The sequence below is a fragment of the Streptomyces sp. NPDC057963 genome (genome assembly GCF_042887155.1).
Classification (GTDB): Bacteria; Actinomycetota; Actinomycetes; order Streptomycetales; family Streptomycetaceae; genus Streptomyces.
Genome location: NZ_JBHVPX010000014.1, coordinates 1 through 20,187, shown reverse-complemented (window position 1 = coordinate 20,187; position 20,187 = coordinate 1). Strand labels below are relative to the sequence as shown.

General features: G+C 69.3%; 16 protein-coding genes, 1 other RNA gene, 2 pseudogenes and 1 riboswitch. Of the genes and pseudogenes, 8 read left to right on the top strand and 11 right to left on the bottom strand.

Annotated features, from left to right (window positions below; genetic code table 11):
* Nucleotides 1–6: 6 nt before the first annotated feature.
* The 8 genes from ACFVT1_RS29060 to ACFVT1_RS29025 form a co-directional block, all read right to left on the bottom strand.
* Nucleotides 7–1,245 carry an ABC transporter ATP-binding protein gene (locus ACFVT1_RS29060; protein WP_389800633.1) on the bottom strand — a complete coding sequence of 413 codons (1,239 nt, stop codon included), beginning with the start codon at nucleotides 1,243–1,245 and terminating at the stop codon, nucleotides 7–9.
* The gene (locus ACFVT1_RS29055) at nucleotides 1,242–2,342 is read right to left on the bottom strand and encodes an ABC transporter ATP-binding protein (protein WP_389800632.1); all 1,101 of its coding nucleotides are present in this window, start codon (nucleotides 2,340–2,342) and stop codon (nucleotides 1,242–1,244) included. The genes ACFVT1_RS29060 and ACFVT1_RS29055 overlap by 4 nt, the downstream gene beginning before the upstream one ends.
* The gene (locus ACFVT1_RS29050; RefSeq protein WP_389800630.1) at nucleotides 2,339–3,340 is read right to left on the bottom strand and encodes an ABC transporter permease; all 1,002 of its coding nucleotides are present in this window, start codon (nucleotides 3,338–3,340) and stop codon (nucleotides 2,339–2,341) included. The genes ACFVT1_RS29055 and ACFVT1_RS29050 overlap by 4 nt, the downstream gene beginning before the upstream one ends.
* 148 nt (nucleotides 3,341–3,488) lie before the next feature.
* Nucleotides 3,489–5,264, bottom strand: a complete 1,776-nt coding sequence (locus ACFVT1_RS29045) for an ABC transporter substrate-binding protein (protein WP_389800628.1) — start codon at nucleotides 5,262–5,264, stop codon at nucleotides 3,489–3,491.
* A 95-nt stretch (nucleotides 5,265–5,359) separates the two neighbouring features.
* A complete protein-coding gene (locus tag ACFVT1_RS29040; protein WP_389800627.1) occupies nucleotides 5,360–6,364 on the bottom strand; it encodes an ABC transporter permease in 1,005 nt (334 codons plus the stop codon).
* A 545-nt stretch (nucleotides 6,365–6,909) separates the two neighbouring features.
* Nucleotides 6,910–7,689 (bottom strand): enhanced serine sensitivity protein SseB C-terminal domain-containing protein, encoded by a 780-nt coding sequence (locus ACFVT1_RS29035; protein WP_389800625.1) that lies wholly within the window; start codon nucleotides 7,687–7,689, stop codon nucleotides 6,910–6,912.
* A 181-nt stretch (nucleotides 7,690–7,870) separates the two neighbouring features.
* Complete coding sequence (locus ACFVT1_RS29030) at nucleotides 7,871–8,641, bottom strand: enhanced serine sensitivity protein SseB (RefSeq protein ID WP_389800623.1); 771 nt, start codon at nucleotides 8,639–8,641, stop codon at nucleotides 7,871–7,873.
* Nucleotides 8,642–8,677: 36 nt separating this feature from the next.
* Nucleotides 8,678–9,376: an AAA family ATPase gene (locus ACFVT1_RS29025; RefSeq protein ID WP_389800621.1), complete on the bottom strand. Its 699-nt coding sequence runs from the start codon at nucleotides 9,374–9,376 to the stop codon at nucleotides 8,678–8,680.
* Nucleotides 9,377–9,535: 159 nt separating this feature from the next.
* A riboswitch (glycine riboswitch) is annotated at nucleotides 9,536–9,633 on the top strand.
* 141 nt (nucleotides 9,634–9,774) lie between these two features.
* On the opposite strand from ACFVT1_RS29025, the gene gcvT reads away from it, so the two are divergent.
* From gcvT to ACFVT1_RS28995, 6 genes and pseudogenes are all read left to right on the top strand, one after another.
* Nucleotides 9,775–10,902, top strand: coding sequence for a glycine cleavage system aminomethyltransferase GcvT (gene gcvT / locus ACFVT1_RS29020; protein ID WP_389800620.1), 1,128 nt, complete (start codon nucleotides 9,775–9,777; stop codon nucleotides 10,900–10,902).
* Nucleotides 10,903–10,994: 92 nt separating this feature from the next.
* Nucleotides 10,995–11,372, top strand: a complete 378-nt coding sequence (gcvH, locus tag ACFVT1_RS29015; RefSeq protein ID WP_266357740.1) for a glycine cleavage system protein GcvH — start codon at nucleotides 10,995–10,997, stop codon at nucleotides 11,370–11,372.
* Between the two features lie 19 nt (nucleotides 11,373–11,391).
* Nucleotides 11,392–12,651 carry a serine hydroxymethyltransferase gene (glyA, locus tag ACFVT1_RS29010; RefSeq protein WP_389800618.1) on the top strand — a complete coding sequence of 420 codons (1,260 nt, stop codon included), beginning with the start codon at nucleotides 11,392–11,394 and terminating at the stop codon, nucleotides 12,649–12,651.
* 195 nt (nucleotides 12,652–12,846) lie between these two features.
* Nucleotides 12,847–14,229, top strand: a complete 1,383-nt coding sequence (locus ACFVT1_RS29005) for an L-serine ammonia-lyase (protein ID WP_389800870.1) — start codon at nucleotides 12,847–12,849, stop codon at nucleotides 14,227–14,229.
* Nucleotides 14,230–14,735: 506 nt separating this feature from the next.
* Nucleotides 14,736–15,536: a phytanoyl-CoA dioxygenase family protein gene (locus ACFVT1_RS29000; RefSeq protein WP_389800616.1), complete on the top strand. Its 801-nt coding sequence runs from the start codon at nucleotides 14,736–14,738 to the stop codon at nucleotides 15,534–15,536.
* Nucleotides 15,533–16,003: pseudogene (locus tag ACFVT1_RS28995) on the top strand (DUF6309 family protein); the annotation flags it as partial. The gene ACFVT1_RS29000 and the pseudogene ACFVT1_RS28995, both read left to right, overlap by 4 nt.
* 42 nt (nucleotides 16,004–16,045) lie before the next feature.
* On the opposite strand, the gene ACFVT1_RS28990 reads toward ACFVT1_RS28995, so the two are convergent.
* Complete coding sequence (locus ACFVT1_RS28990) at nucleotides 16,046–16,795, bottom strand: SDR family oxidoreductase (protein WP_389800614.1); 750 nt, start codon at nucleotides 16,793–16,795, stop codon at nucleotides 16,046–16,048.
* Nucleotides 16,796–16,884: 89 nt separating this feature from the next.
* On the opposite strand from ACFVT1_RS28990, the gene ACFVT1_RS28985 reads away from it, so the two are divergent.
* Complete coding sequence (locus ACFVT1_RS28985) at nucleotides 16,885–18,219, top strand: aspartate aminotransferase family protein (protein ID WP_389800613.1); 1,335 nt, start codon at nucleotides 16,885–16,887, stop codon at nucleotides 18,217–18,219.
* A 417-nt stretch (nucleotides 18,220–18,636) separates the two neighbouring features.
* Here ACFVT1_RS28985 and ACFVT1_RS28980 read toward each other — a convergent pair whose 3' ends face one another.
* Nucleotides 18,637–19,383: a GNAT family N-acetyltransferase gene (locus ACFVT1_RS28980; protein ID WP_389800611.1), complete on the bottom strand. Its 747-nt coding sequence runs from the start codon at nucleotides 19,381–19,383 to the stop codon at nucleotides 18,637–18,639.
* A 379-nt stretch (nucleotides 19,384–19,762) separates the two neighbouring features.
* Here ACFVT1_RS28980 and ffs point away from each other — a divergent pair.
* Nucleotides 19,763–19,859: signal recognition particle sRNA small type (gene ffs, locus ACFVT1_RS28975), an RNA gene on the top strand.
* A 132-nt stretch (nucleotides 19,860–19,991) separates the two neighbouring features.
* On the opposite strand, the pseudogene ACFVT1_RS28970 reads toward ffs, so the two are convergent.
* Nucleotides 19,992–20,187, bottom strand: a pseudogene (locus ACFVT1_RS28970) (signal recognition particle protein); the annotation flags it as partial.

Here is a 20,187-nt window from a genome sequence, read left to right as displayed (position 1 = left end):
CCGGTTCTACTCCTTCGGGCTGCCCTCCGGCGTATCGGACGGTGCGGAGCCGTCGTCGGCAGCGCTCTCGTCGGCCGCGTTCTCGTCGGCCCCGGACTTGCGCACCGTGACGATCTCGACCGCCTCGCGGGCCTCCGCCGTCACCATCTCGCCGGGTGCCTGGTCCGGCGCGTTCTCCGGATGGTGGCAGGCCACCTGGTGCCCGGTCTTCAGCGCGACCATCGGCGGCTCCTGCGTCTTGCAGACCTCCGTCGCCTTCCAGCACCGGGTGTGGAAGCGGCAGCCGCTGGGCGGCGAGATCGGCGACGGTACGTCGCCCGTCAGCAGGATGCGCTCGCTCTTGGCCGAACGGCGCTTCGGGTCCGGGATCGGCACCGCCGAGAGCAGCGCCTTGGTGTACGGGTGCATCGGCGCCTTGTACAGCGACTCGCGGTCGGCCAGCTCCACGATCTTGCCGAGGTACATCACCGCGATCCGGTCCGAGACGTGCCGGACGACCGAGAGGTCATGGGCGATGATCACGTACGTCAGACCCAGCTCGGCCTGGAGGTCGTCGAGCAGGTTCACCACCTGCGCCTGGATGGAGACGTCCAGCGCCGAGACCGGCTCGTCCGCCACGACCAGCTTGGGGTTGAGCGCGAGCGCGCGGGCGATCCCGATGCGCTGGCGCTGGCCGCCGGAGAACTCGTGCGGATAGCGGTTGTAGTGCTCCGGGTTGAGGCCCACCACCTCCAGCAGCCGCTGCACCTCCTGCTTGACGCCGCCCTCGGGCGTGACGCCCTGCAGCTTGAAGGGGGCGCCCACGATCGTGCCGATCGTGTGCCGGGGGTTCAGCGAGGAGTACGGGTCCTGGAAGATCATCTGCATGTCGCGGCGCATCGGGCGCATGGCGCCGACGCCGAGGTGCGTGATGTCCTTCCCCTCGAACTCGACCTTCCCCGCGGTGGGTTCGAGGAGCCGGGTGATCAGCCGGCCCATCGTCGACTTTCCGCAGCCGGACTCCCCGACGACGCCCAGGGTCTCGCCCGCGCGCACCTCGAAGTCGATCCCGTCTACGGCCTTCACCGCGCCGGCGCTGCGCTGCAGCATGCCCTTCTTGAGAGGGAAGTGCTTCTGCAGCCCGGTCACCTTGAGCAGCACCTCGCGGGAGGCGGCCTCCGCGACCGCCGCGCCGCCCCCGGCAGGCCTCTGCGCCGGAACGTCCACGCCCTTGTCCTCGCTCGTCACGGCCTTGTCCTCGCTCACAGCTTGGGCGCAATCTCTTCGGTCCAGATACGCTCCCGCTGCTCCTGCGACATGTGGCAGGCCGCCCAGTGCCGGCTGCCGACCTCCTGCAGCTCGGGCCGTACGGTGCGGGTCACGTCGTCCTTGGGCACGTCCGCGTACGGGCAGCGCGGGTTGAAGGCGCAGCCCGACGGGATGTTGATGAGCGACGGCGGGGAACCCTTGACCGGGATGAGCCGGTCGGTCTGGTCGCGGTCGAGACGCGGCATCGAGCCCAGCAGGCCCCAGGTGTAGGGGTGCCGGGGCTCGTAGAACACCTTCTCGGCCGGTCCGCGCTCGACGCAGCGCCCGCCGTACATCACCAGGATGTCGTCGGCGAGCTCGGCCACGACGCCCAGATCGTGGGTGATGATGATGACCGCGGAGCCGAACTCCTTCTGCAGGTCCCGGATCAGGTCGAGGATCTGCGCCTGGACGGTCACGTCCAGCGCGGTCGTCGGCTCGTCGGCGATCAGCAGCTCGGGGTTGTTGACCAGCGACATGGCGATCATCGCGCGCTGGCGCATGCCGCCGGAGAACTCGTGCGGGTAGCTGTCGACGCGCTTGTCGGGCTGCGGGATGCCGACCCGGTCGAGCATCTCGACCGCCCGCTTGCGGGCGGTCTTCTTGTCCACGGCATGGTGGACGCGGTACGCCTCCACGATCTGCTTGCCGATCGTGTAGTACGGGTGCAGCGCGGACAGCGGGTCCTGGAAGATCATGGCCATGTCGCGGCCGCGCAGCTTGCGCACCTCGTCGGGGTCCGCGGACAGCAGCTCCTTGCCGTCCAGCCAGATCTCGCCGGAGACCTGCGCCTTGCGCTTGCCGTACTGGCCCGCGGTGTGCAGGCCCATGATGCCCAGCGACGTGACCGACTTGCCGGAGCCGGACTCGCCGACGATGCCGAGGGTCTTGCCCTTCTCCAGCTGGAAGTTGAGCCCGTCGACGGACTTGACCAGCCCGTCGTCGGTCGGGAAGTGCACCTTGAGGTCGCGCACTTCGAGGAAGGCGGTGGGAGCGGGCGAGCCCACCGGGGCGGGCTCGCCCAGCGCGGCACCGCTCTTGTGCAGTTCGGTCATCCCAGCCTCACTCGCGGGTCGATGACGGCGTACAGAATGTCGACGAGGAGGTTGGCGACGGCGATCGCGAGAGCCGCGAACAGGGTGACGCCGAGGATCACCGGCAGGTCCTTGTTGCTGATGGCCTGGACCGCCGCGAGCCCGAGCCCCGGCAGGTTGAACGTGGATTCGGTGAGGACGGCGCCGCCGAGGAGCACACCGATGTCGAGGCCGAAGACGGTGAGGATCGGTGTCATCGCGGAGCGCAGGGCGTGCCGGGTGATGACGGTCCCCTCCCCCAGCCCCTTGGCGCGGGCGGTGCGGATGTAGTCCTCGCCGAGCACTTCGAGCATGGTGGCTCTGGTGAGCCGGGCATACATCGCGGCGTTCAGGAAGGCGAGCACGATCCACGGCAGGATCAGCGTCTGGAACCAGGTGCCGATGCCGTCGTCCGTGGAGAGGTTGTCGGCGATGTGCACCCAGCCGAGGTTGTGCACGAAGAGGCCCATCGCGACCATGCCGGTGAAGAAGATCGGCAGCGAGACGCCGCCGAGGGCGGTGGTCATCGCGGCCCGGTCCCAGATGCTGCCGCGCCGGAGCGCGGACACCACACCGGTGGCGACGCCGCCGATGAGCCACAGGACGCAGGCTCCGGCGGCGAGCGCGCCGGTGACGGGCAGAGCGTCCTTGAGGGTGGTCCAGACCGGTACCTCGGTGCGGAAGGAGTAGCCGAAGCAGGGTGCGGCGCAGTGGGTGACGTCGTCACCGTTCGCGTAGTCGCGCCCCATCGGGATGCCCTTGACGAAGTCCCAGAACTGGACGAGAAGGGGGTCGTCGAGACCCAGCTTGATGCGGATGCCCGCGAGCTGCTCGGCACCCGTGGCCTTGCCGGCGAAGAGGACGGCGACGTCCTGACCCGCCCACTTGGGCAGCATGAAGAAGATGGTGAAGGTCGCGAGCAGTACGACGAGCACCATGATGACTACGGCGAACAGGCGCCGGATGAGATAAGCAAGCACTGTGCGCGGCCCGGCGGTGGCCGGGAACCCCTTGTGGGGGGCTCCCGGCCACCGCCCTGGCCATCACCTGCCCTTCGGACTGGCGGGTTTCGGCGGCGGTGGGGCAGTCAACCGGGTTGACTGCAAATGCTGTTGACTACAACAGCGGCTACTTGACGACGCCGAGGGAGACGTAGTCGTAACGGCCGCTGAAGGCGTCGGACATGTAGACGTTCGTCAGCCGGTCGCCGCGCCAGGTGATGTTCTTCTCGTAGATGAAGGGCATCCAGTCGGCCTGGTCGAGGATCCGCTTGTCGAGAGCCTTGTAGATCTCGCCGGCCTTGACCGGGTCGGTCTCCGCGATCGCGTCGTCGAAGAGCTTGTCGATCTGCGGGTCCTTGAGCTGCGACTCGTTGTAGTTACCGGTCTCCGACAGGAACCGGCTGTCCCACAGCGGCTGGCCGAAGCCCTGGCCGGACGGGAAGTCCGGGCCCCAGCCGCTCATCGTCATGCCGTAGCCGCGCTTCTTCACGACGGCCGGCGAACCGGTGATGCTGGAGGCCTCGGCGCCGTCGATCGGGTCGACCTCGACCTTGATGCCGACCTTGCCGAGCTGCTCCTGGAGCGCCTCGGCGGTGTCGACCTCGCCCGGGTTGTTGTTGCGGGCGGTGAGCTTGGTCGAGAAGCCGCCGGCGTGACCGCACTGCTTCAGCTCGTCCTTGGCCTTGGCCGTGTCCGGCTTGCCCTTGCGGGCGAGAACGCCGTACGGGTCGTAGTCGCTGTGCCCCTTGATGGAGGTCGGCAGCGTGCTGTTGGCGATCTCGCCACCGGCGATCTCACCACCGCGGGTCTGCTGGAGGCTGGCGAAGTCCGTGGCGTAGAAGACGGCCTTGCGGCAGTGGACGTCGTCCAGCGGCTTGGCCGTGTGGACGAGCGCGACGTAGCGGACGAAGGACGTCAGCATGTTGTCGACGCTGGCCTTGTGGTCCTGGATGGCGGTGACCCGGCCGGACTGGGTCATGCCGGTGCCGTTGAGGTCGACGTCGTAGTCGCCCTCCATCAGCTTCTTGTCGTTCTCCTCCAGGTTGGCGGAGATCGTCACGGTGATCTTGTCCGGGAGCGCGGCGCGCACCGGGTCCGAGGACTTCTGCCACTTGTCGTTGCGGACGAGGACGATGTTCTTGCCCGGCTTGTACGACTCGAACTTGTACGGGCCCGAGGAGAACGGCCGCTGGGTGTACTTCGCCTTGCTGTCCTCCGACGCCTTCACGGGCGTGCCGGACGGCATGGCGAGGAACTGCTCGAAGTCACCGTTGGGCTTGGGCAGCTTGAAGATGATGGTGCTGTCGTCGGGCGTCTCGATCGCCTTCAGGCCGAGCTTGTCCGGCGACGAGTCCTTGTAGGGGCCCTTGTACTCGCCCTTGGGGTCCAGCGTCTGCTTCAGGTACTGCGGCCCACCGGTGATGGTGTCCGTCGCCCAGATGCGCTCGATGCCGTACTTGACGTCCTTGGAGGTCAGCTTGGAGCCGTCCTCCCAGGTGATGCCGGGGCGCAGCTTGTACGTGTACGTCTTGCCGTCGTCCGAGATGACACCGGGACCGGTGGCGAGGTCGCCGACCAGCTTGGTGGAGGCGGCACCGGGCTTGGTGTCGTACGTGACCAGCTGGCGGGTGTAGAAGCGCATGAAGTCCCAGGCCATGCCGTAGTAGGCACGCTGGGGGTCGGCGGAGTCGAGGTCCTGCTTGCCGACCATCTTCAGCGTTCCACCCTTTTTGGTGGACGGGTTGGCGACCTTGTTGAACGCCGCGTTGAACCCGGCGGCCTTCGACTTGCCGTCGCCACTGCCGCCGTCGTCGCCGCCGCCGCACGCCGTGGTGGTCATCAGCGCCGCGACCACGAGGGCCGCACCAGCGGTGAGCCGTCGTTTCGAGGTAACTGTGGACATTTTCTCGTAACCTCCGAGATCGCGGTCCCAGGCCGTTGCTTGCCGGAGAACCATGGGAAGAGCCACCTGACAGTGCGGCAGGGGCAAGTCGTGGGCTATCGGGTCCCCTTGGGGTCCAGGGCGTCGCGCAGCCCGTCCCCGAAGAGGTTGAAGGCCAGTACGGTGATGAAGATCGTCACGCCGGGGAAGACCATGAACATCGGGTCGTGCTCGTACGTCTCCAGGGCGTCGCGCAGCATGCCGCCCCAGGAGGCCGTGGGCGGCCGCACACCCGCGCCGAGGAAGCTGAGGGCCGCTTCGGTGAGGATGTTGGTGGGGATCATGAGCGTCGCGTAGACGGTGATCGGCGCCACCAGGTTCGGCAGCAGCTCGCGGAAGAGGATGTGGCCCCGCCCGCCGCCGAGGCTGCGCGCCGCCTCGACGTACTCGCGCTCACGCAGCGAGAGCGTCTGGCCCCGGACGATGCGTCCCACGTACGGCCAGCCGAAGAAGCCGATGACGGCGACGAGTACGGCGATGCGCACCCCGCTGCCGGTGAGGCCGAGGAGGTCGTCGGGGAGGACCGAGACGAGCGAGATGATGAAGAGGAGCTGCGGGAAGGACAGCAGCACGTCCATGACCCGGCTGATCACCGCGTCCACCCAGCCGCCGAAGTAGCCGGCGATGATCCCGAAGAGCGTGCCGAGCGCCACCGCGACCAGGGCCGCCAGGAACGCCACGAGCAGCGAGATCCGGGCGCCGTAGACGATCCGGCTGAAGACGTCGCGCCCCTTGTTGGGCTCGACGCCGAAGAGGAAGTCGCCGCTCACGCCACCGAGGGAGCCGGTGGGGAGATTGGTCAGCGGGTCGAGCTTGTCCTGGTGGAAGTCGTTCGGCGGGTGCCCCAGCAGGCCCACGATGAGGGGCGCGAAGACCGCCACCACGATCAGGACGAGGACAACGATGCCACCCGTCAGAGCGACCTTGTCCTGCTTGAGGCGGTTCCAGGCGATCTGCTTGAGGGAGCGCCCCTCGACCTTCTTCGCCCCGGAGTCGGCTGCGGGACCGCCGGTCGCGATCGGGTCCGCTTCCGTGGTCGGCTCGTGCAATGGTGCCGTCATCGTGGCAAGGACCCCTCTCAACCGGCGGTGGCCGGGCCGAACTGGCCGCTGTGGCGGCGCGGATCAGTCAGTCGTACACGGAGGCGGCAGGACGCCCTTGCTGCGGGAGTCTTCATTGCCGTTGCGCGAGGTAGCCATACCGTCAGGCGAATGGATGCCTAACCGTGATGCGGTCAGGGGTGTTCCGTTATCCGGACGGATGTGAACGCCCGCCGAACACTGGTCAGTTGAGGCGGAAGAGGGCACGCGGTCGGATTCACCCCGCATTCATCATCAGATATCCCCAGCACGGAGATCCCGGACATGGGGAGCGGAACCGCGCAGGGGTCCGGGAAGCGCGCGGGAGCGCGGCCGTGCGGAACGTGTCGGGAAAGCGGCCCGGGATTCGGGGAGTTGGCGCCGGACGAGTACGTTGCGTTCCGGGAATCAGGGCCGTACGCATGCATTCCCGGCGCACCCGGCACGTACACCTGCATTCCGGGCGCGAGGGGCGGACACATGCCTGCCGGGAGGCTCCGGTACGTACAACTGCGCTGCCGGCAGGCTCAGTACGCGCCCTGCGGCGGATAGCCGTAGCCGGCCACCGGGGCCGCCGGGGCGTGGGCCTCGCGGTCGTAGAACGGGCGGGTGTTGGCGCGCAGCCACATCGCGACGGGGTCGTACTCGTCGGACATCGCGACCGTGGAGACGGGCAGCCCGTCCGGGACCGCGCCGATCGACTGCTGCATCATCGCCCGCACCGCGTCGACCGAGGTCTGGCCCGTGTCGTAGAGGTCGAGGCCGATGGCGAGATACGGGACGCCCAGCGCCGGCTGCACCCAGGCGCGGCGCAGCGAGCGGATCGCGGGGGTGTGATGGGCGTTCTGCGTGAGCAGGGCGTAGAACTGGGGGATCTCGATGGCGGGCTCGGTGAGCCGGAGCGGTCCCGCGGGCATCCGGTCGAGACCGGTGGCGATCCGGCGCAGGTCCAGCCAGGGGATGCCCACGCCGCCGCCCGGGGCGTGCGGGTTGAGCCAGATGCCCCAGCGGTCCGGGAAGAGGGCGCGGGCGATGTCGCGGCCGGTGACCAGCTCGTGGGCCCGGTTCCAGCCGCTGGCCGAGAGCTCCTGGGCGGAGGTCACACAGGGGGCGTAGCCGAGGCCGTCGACCTCCATGTTCCCGTACTGGGCGTCGGGCGAGCCCGCCTGGCCGTGCCAGAGGAGCATCCAGATCCGGCCGTTGGCGAGGGCCTGCAGCAGCGCCTCGTACGCGTCGTAGCGCCCGGGCGTCACTTGGCGCAGCATGTGCTCGACCTGCCCGGCCGCCGCGGTGCCTGACGCACTCACCTGGTCCCGCCCCTCTTCGATCCACTGTGTCGGCCCGCCGCTCCCGGGGCACACGGGTGCGGCATGATGCCGTGGCACCATGCCATCAAACCAGCTTATGCGCCGGTCCTGACACCGACTTGACGCCTCGGGCCGACGCGGTGATCCACTCCGGAGCGGTCCGCGGGCACCGTGCCGGGTGCTACCCGTCCGCGCGGCAGTAGAACGGCCGGATCCTCTCCCGCATCCAGTCGGCGACCGGGTCCTGCGCCACATCGAGCAGGACCAGGCTGACCGACCACGGCACCTCGACACGGCCGAGCGCACGGCCGAGGGCGTCCATCGGGGCGTCGCGCCCGGCGCCCTCCCAGGTGGAGAGCTCGACACCGATGAAGAGGACGGGCTCGCCGCCCTCGATGCTGGCCAGGGTCCGGCGGGCGGTGAGCACGACACCGCTCACCTCGAATTCGCCGGCCGCCGCGGCGAGGAAGTCGACGGGCTCCTCCTTCCAGTCCGGCTCGTACAGCCGGACCCTGCCTCCGCCGGCCGGTCCGTCCAGCGGGGTGCGTCCGCCGCGGCAGAGCTCGGCCACGGCGGGCGGCGGCAGCGGCGTCCCGACGACGCCGCCCGGGTTCACCGCCATACCGAGCTGCGGGGGCAGTCCGCGGGCGAACTCGCGGGCGGGCGCGACGGTGAACGACATCGCGGCGCCGACACAGCTGCGGAACTGCTGTTCGGAGCTGAACACGGGAACGTACGCGGCGCCCTCGATCTCCAGCGTCGGCAGGTCCAGGTCGGGGGAATCGGGTCCGCCGCCGTTGGGCAGGGGCACCCAGACATGGCTGCGCCCGAGCACCTCGACGAGCCGTCCGCCCGCCTCCGGGCTGCCCACCGAGGCCATCAGCACCTCTTCGAGCTCATTGGCGGGCCATCCGCCCTGCGGATGGGACTGACCCTGCGCCGGAATGTCCACTGCTTCCCCTTCTTGCCCGAGCCTTCCGGCAGAAGGTTAACGTCCGGCTCCCGGGCCCCGCGGGTCCGCGAACCCGATCCGGGTCAGCAGAGCCGCCGCCTCGCGGTCCAGCAGCACCGCCGAGGCGCACCCCGGCGGCAGCAGGCCCGTCTCGGCGTCCCGGAGCAGCCTTCCCACCGCCCTGCGGTGCCGGGCGAACGCGTATCCGGAGACGCCGCGTCCGCGCTCGCGCTGGCCCTCCATCGCCGTCTGCGGTGTGACGTCGAGCAGGACGAGGTGGAGCACCCGGCCCCGGCGCCGCGCCGCGCGGGCCAGCCAGCCGCGTACCCACGCCTGGGTTCCGCAGTCGTGGACGACCACGGACTCGCCGGAGCGCAGCACCCGCCACAGCCCCCCGTAGTGGGCGGCGCGGACGAGGGGGCGGTAGAGGGCGTACGGGAGTAACCGGGGCACGATCCGCGCCCAGTGGTCCCGGGTGTCCTGGGAGTCGATGGCGCGGGCCGTCGTCACCGCCCGCCGGATGAGCGTCGATTTGCCGCTGCCGGGCAGCCCGGAGACCACCACCACGTCGCCCGCCCCGAAGCGCAGGCCGCGCGGGCTGCGCCCGGCCCGGTCCCGGAGGTCCCGCACCACGGGCGCGGGCGGGCCGAGCGCGTCGGCGGCCGGCGCCCCCGGTTGTGCGGGCATCGCGCCGTGCGCGGCCCCCGCGGTCGTCGCGTACCGCTGCAACGTCATCGCCCCTCCCCCTGTCGGGTCACCCCACGCATGCCCCTGAAGTGTAAAGAAAAGGTAATGCGGCACAACCGTCCACGCCGCTGATTCCCATGAGGGACCGGGGCCCCACTCCGGCGCGATGCGTGCGATGATGACCCGGCCAACTGCATAAAGGCCGCTTGAATCCGCGCGGGAGAGTTCCGGTCACTGCCTGTGCCGGGCGCCGAAGGAGCAAGTTCCTCCCTTGAATCTCTCAGGCCCCGTACCGCGTGGATGAGGCAGATCTGAAAAGCGGGCCGCTCCGCGGCCCCACCCAAGGTGCAAGCCGAACCCTCCAGGGGGCTCTCGGCGAACCTCTCAGGTTCCGATGACAGATGGGGAGGGACTGTCCTCGTCGTCATGCCCTGGGAGCCACATCCATGAGCACCGCCCCCCGTCTCACCGCCCTCGATGCCCTGCACCGTTCGCTGGGCGCGACCATGACCGACTTCGCGGGCTGGGACATGCCCCTGCGGTACGGCAGCGAGCGCGACGAGCACAACGCGGTCCGCACCAGGGCCGGCCTCTTCGACCTGTCGCACATGGGCGAGATCACCGTCACCGGCCCCGAGGCCGCGGCCTTCCTCAACTACGCGCTGGTCGGCAACATCGGCACCGTCGCCGTGGGCCGCGCCCGCTACACGATGATCTGCGCCGAGGACGGCGGCATCCTGGACGACCTGATCGTCTACCGGCTGGGTGACGACGAGTACATGGTCGTCGCCAACGCCGGCAACGCCCAGATCGTGCTGGACGCGCTGACCGCGCGGGCCGGCGGCTTCGACGCCGCCGTACGCGACGACCGCGACGCGTACGCGCTGCTCGCCGTCCAGGGCCCCGAGTCCCCCGCCATCCTGGCCGCCGTCACCGACGCCGACCTGGACGGGCTGAAGTACTACGCCGGCCTGCCCGGCACGGTCGCCGGTGTCCCCGCGCTGATCGCCCGCACCGGCTACACCGGCGAGGACGGCTTCGAGCTGTTCGTCGCCCCCGTCCACGCCGAGCAGCTGTGGAAGGCCCTCACCGAGGCGGGCGCCTCCCGCGGCCTGATCCCGTGCGGGCTCTCCTGCCGCGACACGCTGCGCCTGGAGGCCGGCATGCCGCTCTACGGGCACGAGCTGACCACCGAGCTGACCCCGTTCGACGCCGGCCTCGGCCGCGTCGTGAAGTTCGAGAAGGAGGGCGACTTCGTCGGCCGCAAGGCGCTCGAGGCCGCCGCCGAGCGCGCCGCGACCGCCCCGCCCCGCAAGCTGGTCGGACTGATCGCCGAGGGCCGCCGCGTGCCCCGCGCCGGCTTCTCCGTCGTCGCCGCGGGCGGGACCGGCAGCGAGGTCGTCGGCGAGGTCACCTCGGGCGCCCCCTCGCCGACCCTGGGCAAGCCGATCGCCATCGCGTACGTGGACGCCGCGCACGCCACGCCCGGCACCGCGGGCATCGGAGTGGACATCCGGGGCAGCCACGAGCCGTACGAGGTCGTGGCGCTGCCGTTCTACAAGCGCCAGAAGTGACGTCGGCGCTCCCGAAGAAGTGACGCAGTCGCGTCTCACACCGTAAGACCACCGTTCATCAGCACTCCCCCGCGTACAGGAGAATTCAGGTCATGAGCAACCCCCAGCAGCTGCGTTACAGCAAGGAGCACGAGTGGCTGTCGGCCGTCGAGGACGGTGTGGCCACGATCGGTATCACCGAGTACGCGGCCAACGCCCTCGGCGATGTCGTCTACGCCCAGCTCCCCGAGGTCGGTGACACGGTGACCGCGGGCGAGACCTGCGGCGAGCTGGAGTCGACCAAGTCGGTGAGCGACCTGTACTCGCCGGTGACCGGTGAGGTCACCGCCGCGAACCAGGACGTCGTGGACGATCCGTCGCTGGTGAACTCCGCTCCGTTCGAGGGCGGCTGGCTGTTCAAGGTACGTATGGCGGAGGAGCCGAAGGACCTGCTCTCCGCCGACGAGTACACCGAGTTCTCCGGCAACTGAGACCCCAAGGGACCACCTGATGTCGCTTCTCAACTCATCCCTCCACGAGCTGGACCCGGACGTCGCCGCCGCTGTCGACGCCGAGCTCCACCGCCAGCAGTCCACCCTCGAAATGATCGCCTCGGAGAACTTCGCTCCGGTCGCGGTCATGGAGGCCCAGGGCTCCGTCCTCACCAACAAGTACGCCGAGGGCTACCCCGGCCGCCGCTACTACGGCGGTTGCGAGCACGTCGACGTCGTCGAGCAGATCGCCATCGACCGCATCAAGGCGCTGTTCGGCGCCGAGGCCGCGAACGTCCAGCCGCACTCCGGTGCGCAGGCCAACGCCGCCGCGATGTTCGCGCTGCTGAAGCCGGGCGACACGATCATGGGCCTGAACCTGGCCCACGGCGGTCACCTGACCCACGGCATGAAGATCAACTTCTCCGGCAAGCTCTACAACGTGGTCCCGTACCACGTCGACGACACCGGCGTCGTGGACATGGCCGAGGTCGAGCGCCTGGCCAAGGAGTCCAAGCCGAAGCTGATCGTCGCCGGCTGGTCCGCCTACCCCCGCCAGCTGGACTTCGCCGCCTTCCGCCGCATCGCGGACGAGGTCGGCGCGTACCTGATGGTCGACATGGCGCACTTCGCGGGCCTGGTGGCCGCGGGTCTGCACCCCAACCCGGTGCCGCACGCCCATGTCGTCACGACCACCACGCACAAGACCCTCGGCGGTCCGCGCGGTGGCGTCATCCTGTCCACGCAGGAGCTGGCCAAGAAGATCAACTCGGCGGTCTTCCCGGGCCAGCAGGGTGGTCCGCTGGAGCACGTGATCGCGGCCAAGGCGGTCTCGTTCAAGGTCGCGGCGACCGAGGAGTTCAAGGAGCGCCAGCAGCGCACCCTGGACGGCGCCCGCGTCCTCGCCGAGCGCCTGGTCCAGCCGGACGTCACCGAGGTCGGTGTCTCCGTGCTGTCCGGCGGTACGGACGTCCACCTGGTCCTCGTCGACCTGCGCAACTCCGAGCTGGACGGCCAGCAGGCCGAGGACCGGCTGCACGAGCTGGGCATCACGGTCAACCGGAACGCCATCCCGAACGACCCGCGGCCGCCGATGGTCACCTCGGGTCTGCGGATCGGTACGCCGGCCCTGGCGACCCGCGGTTTCCGGACCGAGGACTTCACCGAGGTCGCGGAGATCATCGCCGCCGCGCTCAAGCCGTCCTACGACGCGGACGCGCTGAAGGCCCGCGTCGTCGCGCTGGCCGAGAAGTTCCCGCTGTACCCCGGCCTGAAGTAGCCCGGCGCACAGACCGTCCCGAACTGGTCCGGGACGTAATTCGGGACACAGTTCGGCACCTTTCGGGCGGGGCACCGCGCACACTGTTCAGTGAGCGCGGTGCCCCATCCCTTGTCCCCGCTGCTCTTCGGACCGACCGGTCCGTACCGCATCACCCGGCAGACGACGACGTCTACCAACCCTGAGGAGTCTTCCGTGGCCATCTCGGTCTTCGACCTGTTCTCGATCGGCATCGGCCCGTCCAGCTCCCATACGGTCGGCCCGATGCGCGCCGCCCGCATGTTCGCGCGCCGGCTGAAGAACGAGGGCCTCATCGCCCACACCGCCTCCATACGCGCGGAGCTGTACGGCTCCCTCGGGGCGACCGGTCACGGCCACGGCACTCCCAAGGCGGTCCTGCTCGGCCTGGAGGGCGAGTCGCCCCGCACCGTCGACGTGGAGTCCGCCGACGACCGGGTGGAACACATCCGTACGACCGGCCGGATCAATCTGCTCGGCATGCACGAGATCGACTTCGACGCCGACGAGCAGCTGGTCCTGCACCGCCGCAAGGCCCTCCCGTACCACGCCAACGGCATGACGGTCTTCGCCTTCGACCGCGAGGGCGCCACGCTGCTGGAGAAGACCTACTACTCCGTCGGCGGCGGCTTCGTCGTCGACGAGGACGCGGTGGGCGAGGACCGGATCGTCCTCGACGACACCGTGCTGAAGCACCCCTTCCGCACCGGCGACGAACTGCTGCGGCTCTCCGGGGAGACCGGCCTGTCCATCTCTTCCCTGATGCTGGAGAACGAGAGGGCCTGGCGCACCGAGGACGAGATCCGCTCGGGTCTGCTGGACATCTGGCGCGTCATGCAGGCCTGCGTCTCGCGCGGCATGTCCCGCGAGGGCATCCTGCCCGGCGGCCTCAAGGTCCGCCGCCGCGCCGCGAAAACCGCCCGCCAACTGCGCGCCGAGGGCGACCCGCAGGCCCACGCGATGGAGTGGATCACCCTCTACGCGATGGCGGTCAACGAGGAGAACGCGGCGGGCGGCCGCGTCGTCACCGCGCCCACCAACGGCGCGGCGGGCATCATCCCGGCCGTGCTGCACTACTACATGAACTTCGCGGCCGGTGGAGCCACCGAGGCGGAGAAGGAGGACGGCGTCGTCCGCTTCCTGCTCGCCGCCGGAGCCATCGGCATGCTCTTCAAGGAGAACGCCTCCATCTCCGGCGCCGAGGTCGGCTGCCAGGGCGAGGTCGGCTCCGCCTGCTCGATGGCCGCGGGCGCCCTCGCCGAGGTCCTCGGCGGCACCCCCGAGCAGGTCGAGAACGCCGCCGAGATCGGCATGGAGCACAACCTCGGTCTGACCTGCGACCCGGTCGGCGGTCTCGTCCAGATCCCGTGCATCGAGCGCAACGGCATGGCCGCCGTCAAGGCCGTCACGGCGGCCAAGATGGCGCTGCGCGGCGACGGCAGCCACAAGGTCTCCCTGGACAAGGTCATCAAGACCATGAAGGAGACGGGCGCGGACATGAGCGTGAAGTACAAGGAGACCGCGCGGGGCGGGCTCGCGGTGAACATCATCGAGTGCTGAGGCAATAGGCCCTGACCTGCGCGTTCGTATCCTTCAGCGCGGTCAGGGCCGTCCCTGTTCACGCGGTGGGAAATCCCTGTGATCTCCCTGCGCCAGACGTGAGAGTCCCTGAAGAGTCCCTGGGATGTCCCAGCCGGCATCGCTCGTGGGGTCGGCCCTGCCACCTTCCAGTCGTCCTTGAAGCCGTCTCCCGTCCACCTCGGACGTGGTGGTGCTGTCGGTGGACGTGCACGACGAGGCCATGACGTTGCCAGAACGACGTCGGGTCCTGCATCCGACTCCCGTTCTGCAGGCGCAGCTTCAGCCCTGGTCCGTTCTGTGACGATCGCACGGCTCATCACGTCCCACGACAGAGTGTCCTGGGCACACCTGTCACTCGGGCATCCCAGTACCCCTTTCTGGCCATTCACCCCGTCATGCGCATGACGCATATCGGCCCTGGATAGAAAACGCCGAGCACTGTGGCGTCCGTGGGGCAACATCCGAGTGAACCGGGGGTCCGACTCATGAGTGGCACGCGTGCCAATAAGGTCCGGATTGAAGACTTCACCGAGGACGGCTTTCTCGTCCTCCCTGGATTCTTGCCGGCCGACCTCGTCGACCGACTTGCGCCGGAGGTCGACAAGTGGGTGGAGACGGGCTGGCGTCAGAAGTCCATCGACGCCTGTCTGCATCCGGGTGCTGAGTCGCCGCAGGTGGTCGAGCTGGACTTGGAGGCGCACGCCGAGCTCGTGGTGTACCCGCCGCTCATGGACCTGCTCGGCCACCCCGACCTGCTGGGGGAGGCCTTCGTCTTCCACCATCTGCACAGCGACCGGCGACCGGCCGGGGGGGCCGGCAAGAGCTGGCACCACGACTACGAACAGCGGCCGCAGCGCGACCGGCGCTTACCGATGATCCATGCCCTGCACTACATAGGCGGGCTCAAGCCGGAGTTGGGTGGCTTGGCAGTGCTGCCGGGTTCGCACCGGGAAGTCGCGGAGAAAGACGCCCGCAGCCACCTGGGCACGGCGGTCCTGCCGGGCGAAGCGCTCATCGACGACTTGCCGTCCGGGTCCACCGTCGTACTCCACTCAGCGCTCTTTCACACCCGCCGGGCCGCGTCGGCGCCGCAGCCGAACGCGGGGCCGCGCTACATGATCGACGGCTCGTACTGTCGTACGGGCACTCTGTGGCCACCGGTCAAGCCGTACTGGCGTCAGGTGCTGGGAGTGGCGCGCTCGCGCCGTCTGGACGCAGGACGTCCGGAGCTGTTCGCCGAACGGCACTTCGGCGAGTACGAAGAGGTGGGAAGGTACAGCAGATGAGGATTCTAGGAGCGGTCCGGTTCGAGACGGTCATCGACCACTTCGCCCAGGAGCACCCCTTCGACGCGTCTGATCAGGCCAACACCAACGACGAGGCCGAAGGGCACATCCGCAACGGCCAGCGGGAGTTGGGCGGGAGTTGGCATCAGGTGCTGCTGGAGGGCCCGGAAGTGCGCGGTGTGGTGCTTCCCTGGCACCTGGGTGAGGACGGAGAGGTGGAGCTCGTCCCCAAGGCGGGGCTGACGGTGGCCGCGGCTGCGGAGCGGCTGGCGGGGTTGGGCCCCTCGTACGCGCGCTCCAATCCGTTGTGTGCGCTCAAACTCGCCCGGCAGAGCACGGCCCCCCGCCGCCCGTTGTTCCTGAGCACACGGCCCGTTTCGGGACGCGACTACGAAGGTTTGACTGTCCGCGAGGGGTTGATCCATCTGGACGGGCTGCACCGCATGCTCGCCTGGGACCAGGCCGGACAACTGGTGTCCGGCAACTGGTTCCCCGCCTATGTGGCCGGGCTATCCCCGGCCCACGTAGGGCATGGCGCTGGGCATGACCAGAACGGACTGAATGTTCACCCCGCGCGGCAGAGCGGCCATGGTCCGCACCATGTCGACGACGTGCTTCACGTCCATGGTGGGTTCGACCCGCCGTGACCCGTCGGCCTGTAGGACGGCCGGCTGGGGGCGGTCCTCCGGGGTGACGTTGCCGATGTCGATCTGGCCGCAGGAGATGTCGTAGCGGCGGCCGTCCAAAGACAGTGAGCGTGTCATCCCGGCGACCGCGTGCTTGGCTGCGGTGAACGCGAGGGAGTCCGGCCGGGGTGCCTGAGCGGAGGGCGCCCCGTTGTTGATGATCCGTCCACCGCGCGGGTTCTGCTCCTTCATGACGCGGAAGGCAGCGCGGGAACACAGGAAGGTCCCGGTGGCGATGGAGTCCATCACGCGGTGCCAGTCCTCGACGCTCACGTCCTCCGTCGGGGTGTAGGGCATGACGTCGGCGGCATTGTTGAACAGCACGTCCACTCGCCCGAACCGCCCCACCACGGACCTGAACAGGTGGTCCACCGCGGTGGCATCGGTGATGTCGGCGGGGAATGGGACGGCGCGGTCGCGGCCGACGGTAGGCGTGAGCGCCGCCGTCTCCTCCAGCGGCTCCTTGCGCCGACCCACCAGGACCACCGTCCAGCCGTCCGCCAGCAGACCGAGCGCACACGCCCTCCCGATTCCGCTGCCCGCGCCGGTGACGACCGCCGTCTTCTCAGTCACGTCCCGCCCATCCTCTCCTCAAACAATCCCTGCGTATGAAGGGCTCTCCGAACGTGCCCAAGCATCCCTCACCCAAACAGGAGGCACATATGACCGGCCGTATAAGGGCGTTGGGCGGGACCGACGGCAGTCGCGCCTGGTTCGACCGGGCCCAGGCATCGCTGGCGGGCGGCATCAGCTCCTCCTCCAGACTGACCTCGACCGGCCCGCACCCCTACCCGCTCTACATCGCCAGTGGGTCCGGTACGCGCATCCGCGACGTCGACGGCAACGAGTACCTCGACTACCTCATCTCCTACGGCAGCGCGATCCTGGGCCATGCCGCCCCGGAGCTCACCGAGGCACTCACCGCCGTCCTGGGCACGGGCTCGATGTTCGGCACCTGCAACACCGCTGAAGTGGAACTCGCCGAGCTGATCTGCGAGATGGTGCCCTGTGCGGAGCTCGTCCGGTTCGCCAACTCGGGAAGCGAGGCGGTGCAAGGGGCCGTGCGTGCCGCCCGCGGGTACACCGGGCGCTCGAAGATCCTCAAGTTCGAGGGCCACTACCACGGATGGTCCGACACCCTGGCCATCTCCAACCGCCCCGGTATCTCGGAGGCCGGCCCCTACGGCACGCCGCACCCCGTACCTCATTCCCCGGGCATTCCGGCCGGGGTCGTCGACGACGTGGTCGTCTGCCCATGGAACGACCCCGCGGCACTCCGCACCCTCCTGGACGCCCACCGGGGCGAGCTCGCGGCGGTCATCTGCGAGCCGATCGTCGCCAACAACGCGTGCACCATGCCCGATCCGGGCTATCTCGGCCTGCTGCGGGAGGAGTGCACGGCACGCGGAATCGTGCTCGTCTTCGACGAGGTCTGCACCGGATTCCGCACCGGCCCCGGAGGAGCCCAGGCGCTGCTCGACGTCGTACCCGACCTCGCCGTCTTCTCCAAGGCGCTGGGCGGCGGCCTGCCGATCGCCGCGTTCGCCGGGCAGCGCCACGTGATGGAACCTCTGGCGCGAGGGGACGTCAAACACGGCGGCACCTACAACGCCTCGCCGCTGTGCGCGACGTCCGCGCTGGTCACCCTGCGCCGGCTGAACCAGCCGGGGGTCACCAAGCACATCGAGGAAAGCGGCCGGCGGCTCATGGAAGCGATCCGCCGCGCTGCCCACGACCGGCGTGTTCCCTGCGCGGTCCAGGGCGTCGGCGCCATGTTCCAGGCCGTCTTCACTCTCGACGGCGCACCCACCCGCCAGTACCGCGACCTGCTCCGCACCGACCAGGCCCGCTATCACGCCTTCCGCCATGAACTCCTCAAACGCGGGGTCCACGCCAACGCCTTCGCCATGGCCTGCTGGTTCGTCCCCGCCGGAGTAACCGACGACGACCTGGACGCCACGTGCGAGGCCGTGGAAGAAGCCTTCAGCGCCCTGTGATCGGCTGCCATCGGGCCTCGGCGCCAGGCCCGCCGGAGCGGATCCGTCCACGTCAGGAGAAGGGCAGTGCCCGTTCTGTTGCCAGAGGGCATATCAGGGCCGGCGCCGACCTCCTGCCCACCGCGCCACGGTCAGGGGTGCCGCGGTGGGCAGGAGGTCGGGTAGGAGCCGTGCCGGTCCTTGCTGAACCGGCCCCGGAGGCAGGCGACTTGTCGACGGTCGAGGTCGACGTGGAAGTCGTCCCGGTCGATGCCTTCGTTCCGGGGGCGCCGGCGAGCGGAGTTGCCCGACGAGCAGGCCGACTCCGTGCAGGTCCTGGTACACCGCCCCCGCAGAGTCCCGCTTCAACATCTCCGCGGCGCCTGTCCCGCAGACGCCGCCGGGACAGAAGTCCTTGCGCTGACGGAGTCTCAGGACCTAGGGGACGACGACAGTCAGCGATGTGTCAGTCAGCTCAAATCCGAGCTTCTCATAGACACGGCGGGCCGGATTCGCCTCGCTCACGGCGAGCGATACCTCGGCCAGCCCGTCGGACGCGGCATCGCCGAGCACCCGACGCAGCAGATCGGCGCCAAGGCCCGCGTAGCGCGCTTCGGGCCGACGGAACACGTCCGCGACCCACGGCAGGCCGTCACGGTCGGTGAGGATCGCCCCGGCGACCACACGGTCCGCCTCGTCCACCACCAGGGCACTGCACGGAAGGACCGGCCCGAGAACAGAGCCCGCCAGCATCGGCGCCAGAAGCCCGTTCAGCACTTCTTCGTCACTGCCGCGGTGATGGTCGGGGTGGTCGGGAGGAAAGGCGGCTCGCCAAGCCGGAAACACCGTGTCCGCATCGAGACCGCAAGGAACGGCCCGGAGTCCGTCGCCCAGGGCACGCGACGACCAGTCGGCCGGTGGCGGGCACGCGACCAGGTCTCTCCGCATCTCGTGGGCGTGCCTCATCACCCGGGCACCACGGCGCAGCAACTGCTCACCGAGTTCCACAGACCCCGAGACCGCCCATCCGGACATGTGGGAGACGATGGTTTCCACCGGGTCGGGACCGACCACTTCGGCCAGGTCAGCCCATGGGTGCCCCTCCCGAACACCCTCCAGATATGTCAGGACCGGCACGCCTTCCCCGTTGGTCAGGGTCTGGCGCCGCTCGTCGTTTTCAGTCACTCTTCATCCTTGATAGACCACGTGCATCTCAGTGCGGGCATTGTGCGATCGGGTGTCCGCTGCCGCAACAGGATTTCCGCAGTTCAGGACGTCCGCCGTTCAAGTCGGTGACAACCGCGGGCCGGCCGATGCCCGACGCCGGACCACGCAACACGGTCCCGGAGCCCAAAAACCGGCGGGCCGACCGCCGACGCCGCAGCGGCAAGGGCGCTCGCGCGTCCCTGACGGAGTTGCCGGACCTCTTCCGACCGGGTCCGGGGCGGTGCTGGATCCGCTCGGTTGTCGGAGACCGCGCTCACCGTCCAGGCCCATCAGGCCCTGGGCCCGGCCCCGCTCAGAACCCCGGTTCCGTGAGCGAGAGTGATCAGGTAACGTTCGCCGCAGCCCCTCATGTGGCGCTATCTGACTGAACTCCCCCAGGGCCGGAAGGCAGCAAGGGCAGGTCGGCTCTGGCGGGTGCGTGAGGGGCCTTTGCGTTCCGTTCGCTCGGCCTGGACACGCGATCCGGTCAGGGCCGTCGACGGGCCCGGGTATGGGGAGGGCACCAGACACTGCTGGTGCCCTCCTCGTACCCGGAAAAGATCTTCAGACCGGCAACGTCATGGCGTTCAGCCCATGAACTTCTTGAACTCGTCGGGCAGCTCGAAGTCCTTGTCGTCCTGCGCCGGCAGACCGAACGCACCGCCCTGCGCGGCCTGCTCACGACGGGCCGCGGCAGCCTGCTCCTCGGCCTTGCGCTTCATCGGGTTACCACTCTTACGCTTGCCCTTGGCCTGCTTGACCTGCTTCTTCTGCCGACCCGGA

Bases quoted from the DNA above. Each gene is read 5' to 3' on its own strand.
- ACFVT1_RS28985 (WP_389800613.1), top strand. From the start codon at position 16,885: ATGACCGGCCGTATAAGGGCGTTGGGCGGGACCGACGGCAGTCGCGCC.
- ACFVT1_RS29045 (WP_389800628.1), bottom strand. From the start codon at position 5,264: ATGTCCACAGTTACCTCGAAACGACGGCTCACCGCTGGTGCGGCCCTC.
- gcvH (WP_266357740.1), top strand. From the start codon at position 10,995: ATGAGCAACCCCCAGCAGCTGCGTTACAGCAAGGAGCACGAGTGGCTG.
- ACFVT1_RS29040 (WP_389800627.1), bottom strand. From the start codon at position 6,364: ATGACGGCACCATTGCACGAGCCGACCACGGAAGCGGACCCGATCGCG.
- glyA (WP_389800618.1), top strand. From the start codon at position 11,392: ATGTCGCTTCTCAACTCATCCCTCCACGAGCTGGACCCGGACGTCGCC.
- ACFVT1_RS29000 (WP_389800616.1), top strand. From the start codon at position 14,736: ATGAGTGGCACGCGTGCCAATAAGGTCCGGATTGAAGACTTCACCGAG.
- ACFVT1_RS29025 (WP_389800621.1), bottom strand. From the start codon at position 9,376: ATGACGTTGCAGCGGTACGCGACGACCGCGGGGGCCGCGCACGGCGCG.
- gcvT (WP_389800620.1), top strand. From the start codon at position 9,775: ATGAGCACCGCCCCCCGTCTCACCGCCCTCGATGCCCTGCACCGTTCG.
- ACFVT1_RS29055 (WP_389800632.1), bottom strand. From the start codon at position 2,342: ATGACCGAACTGCACAAGAGCGGTGCCGCGCTGGGCGAGCCCGCCCCG.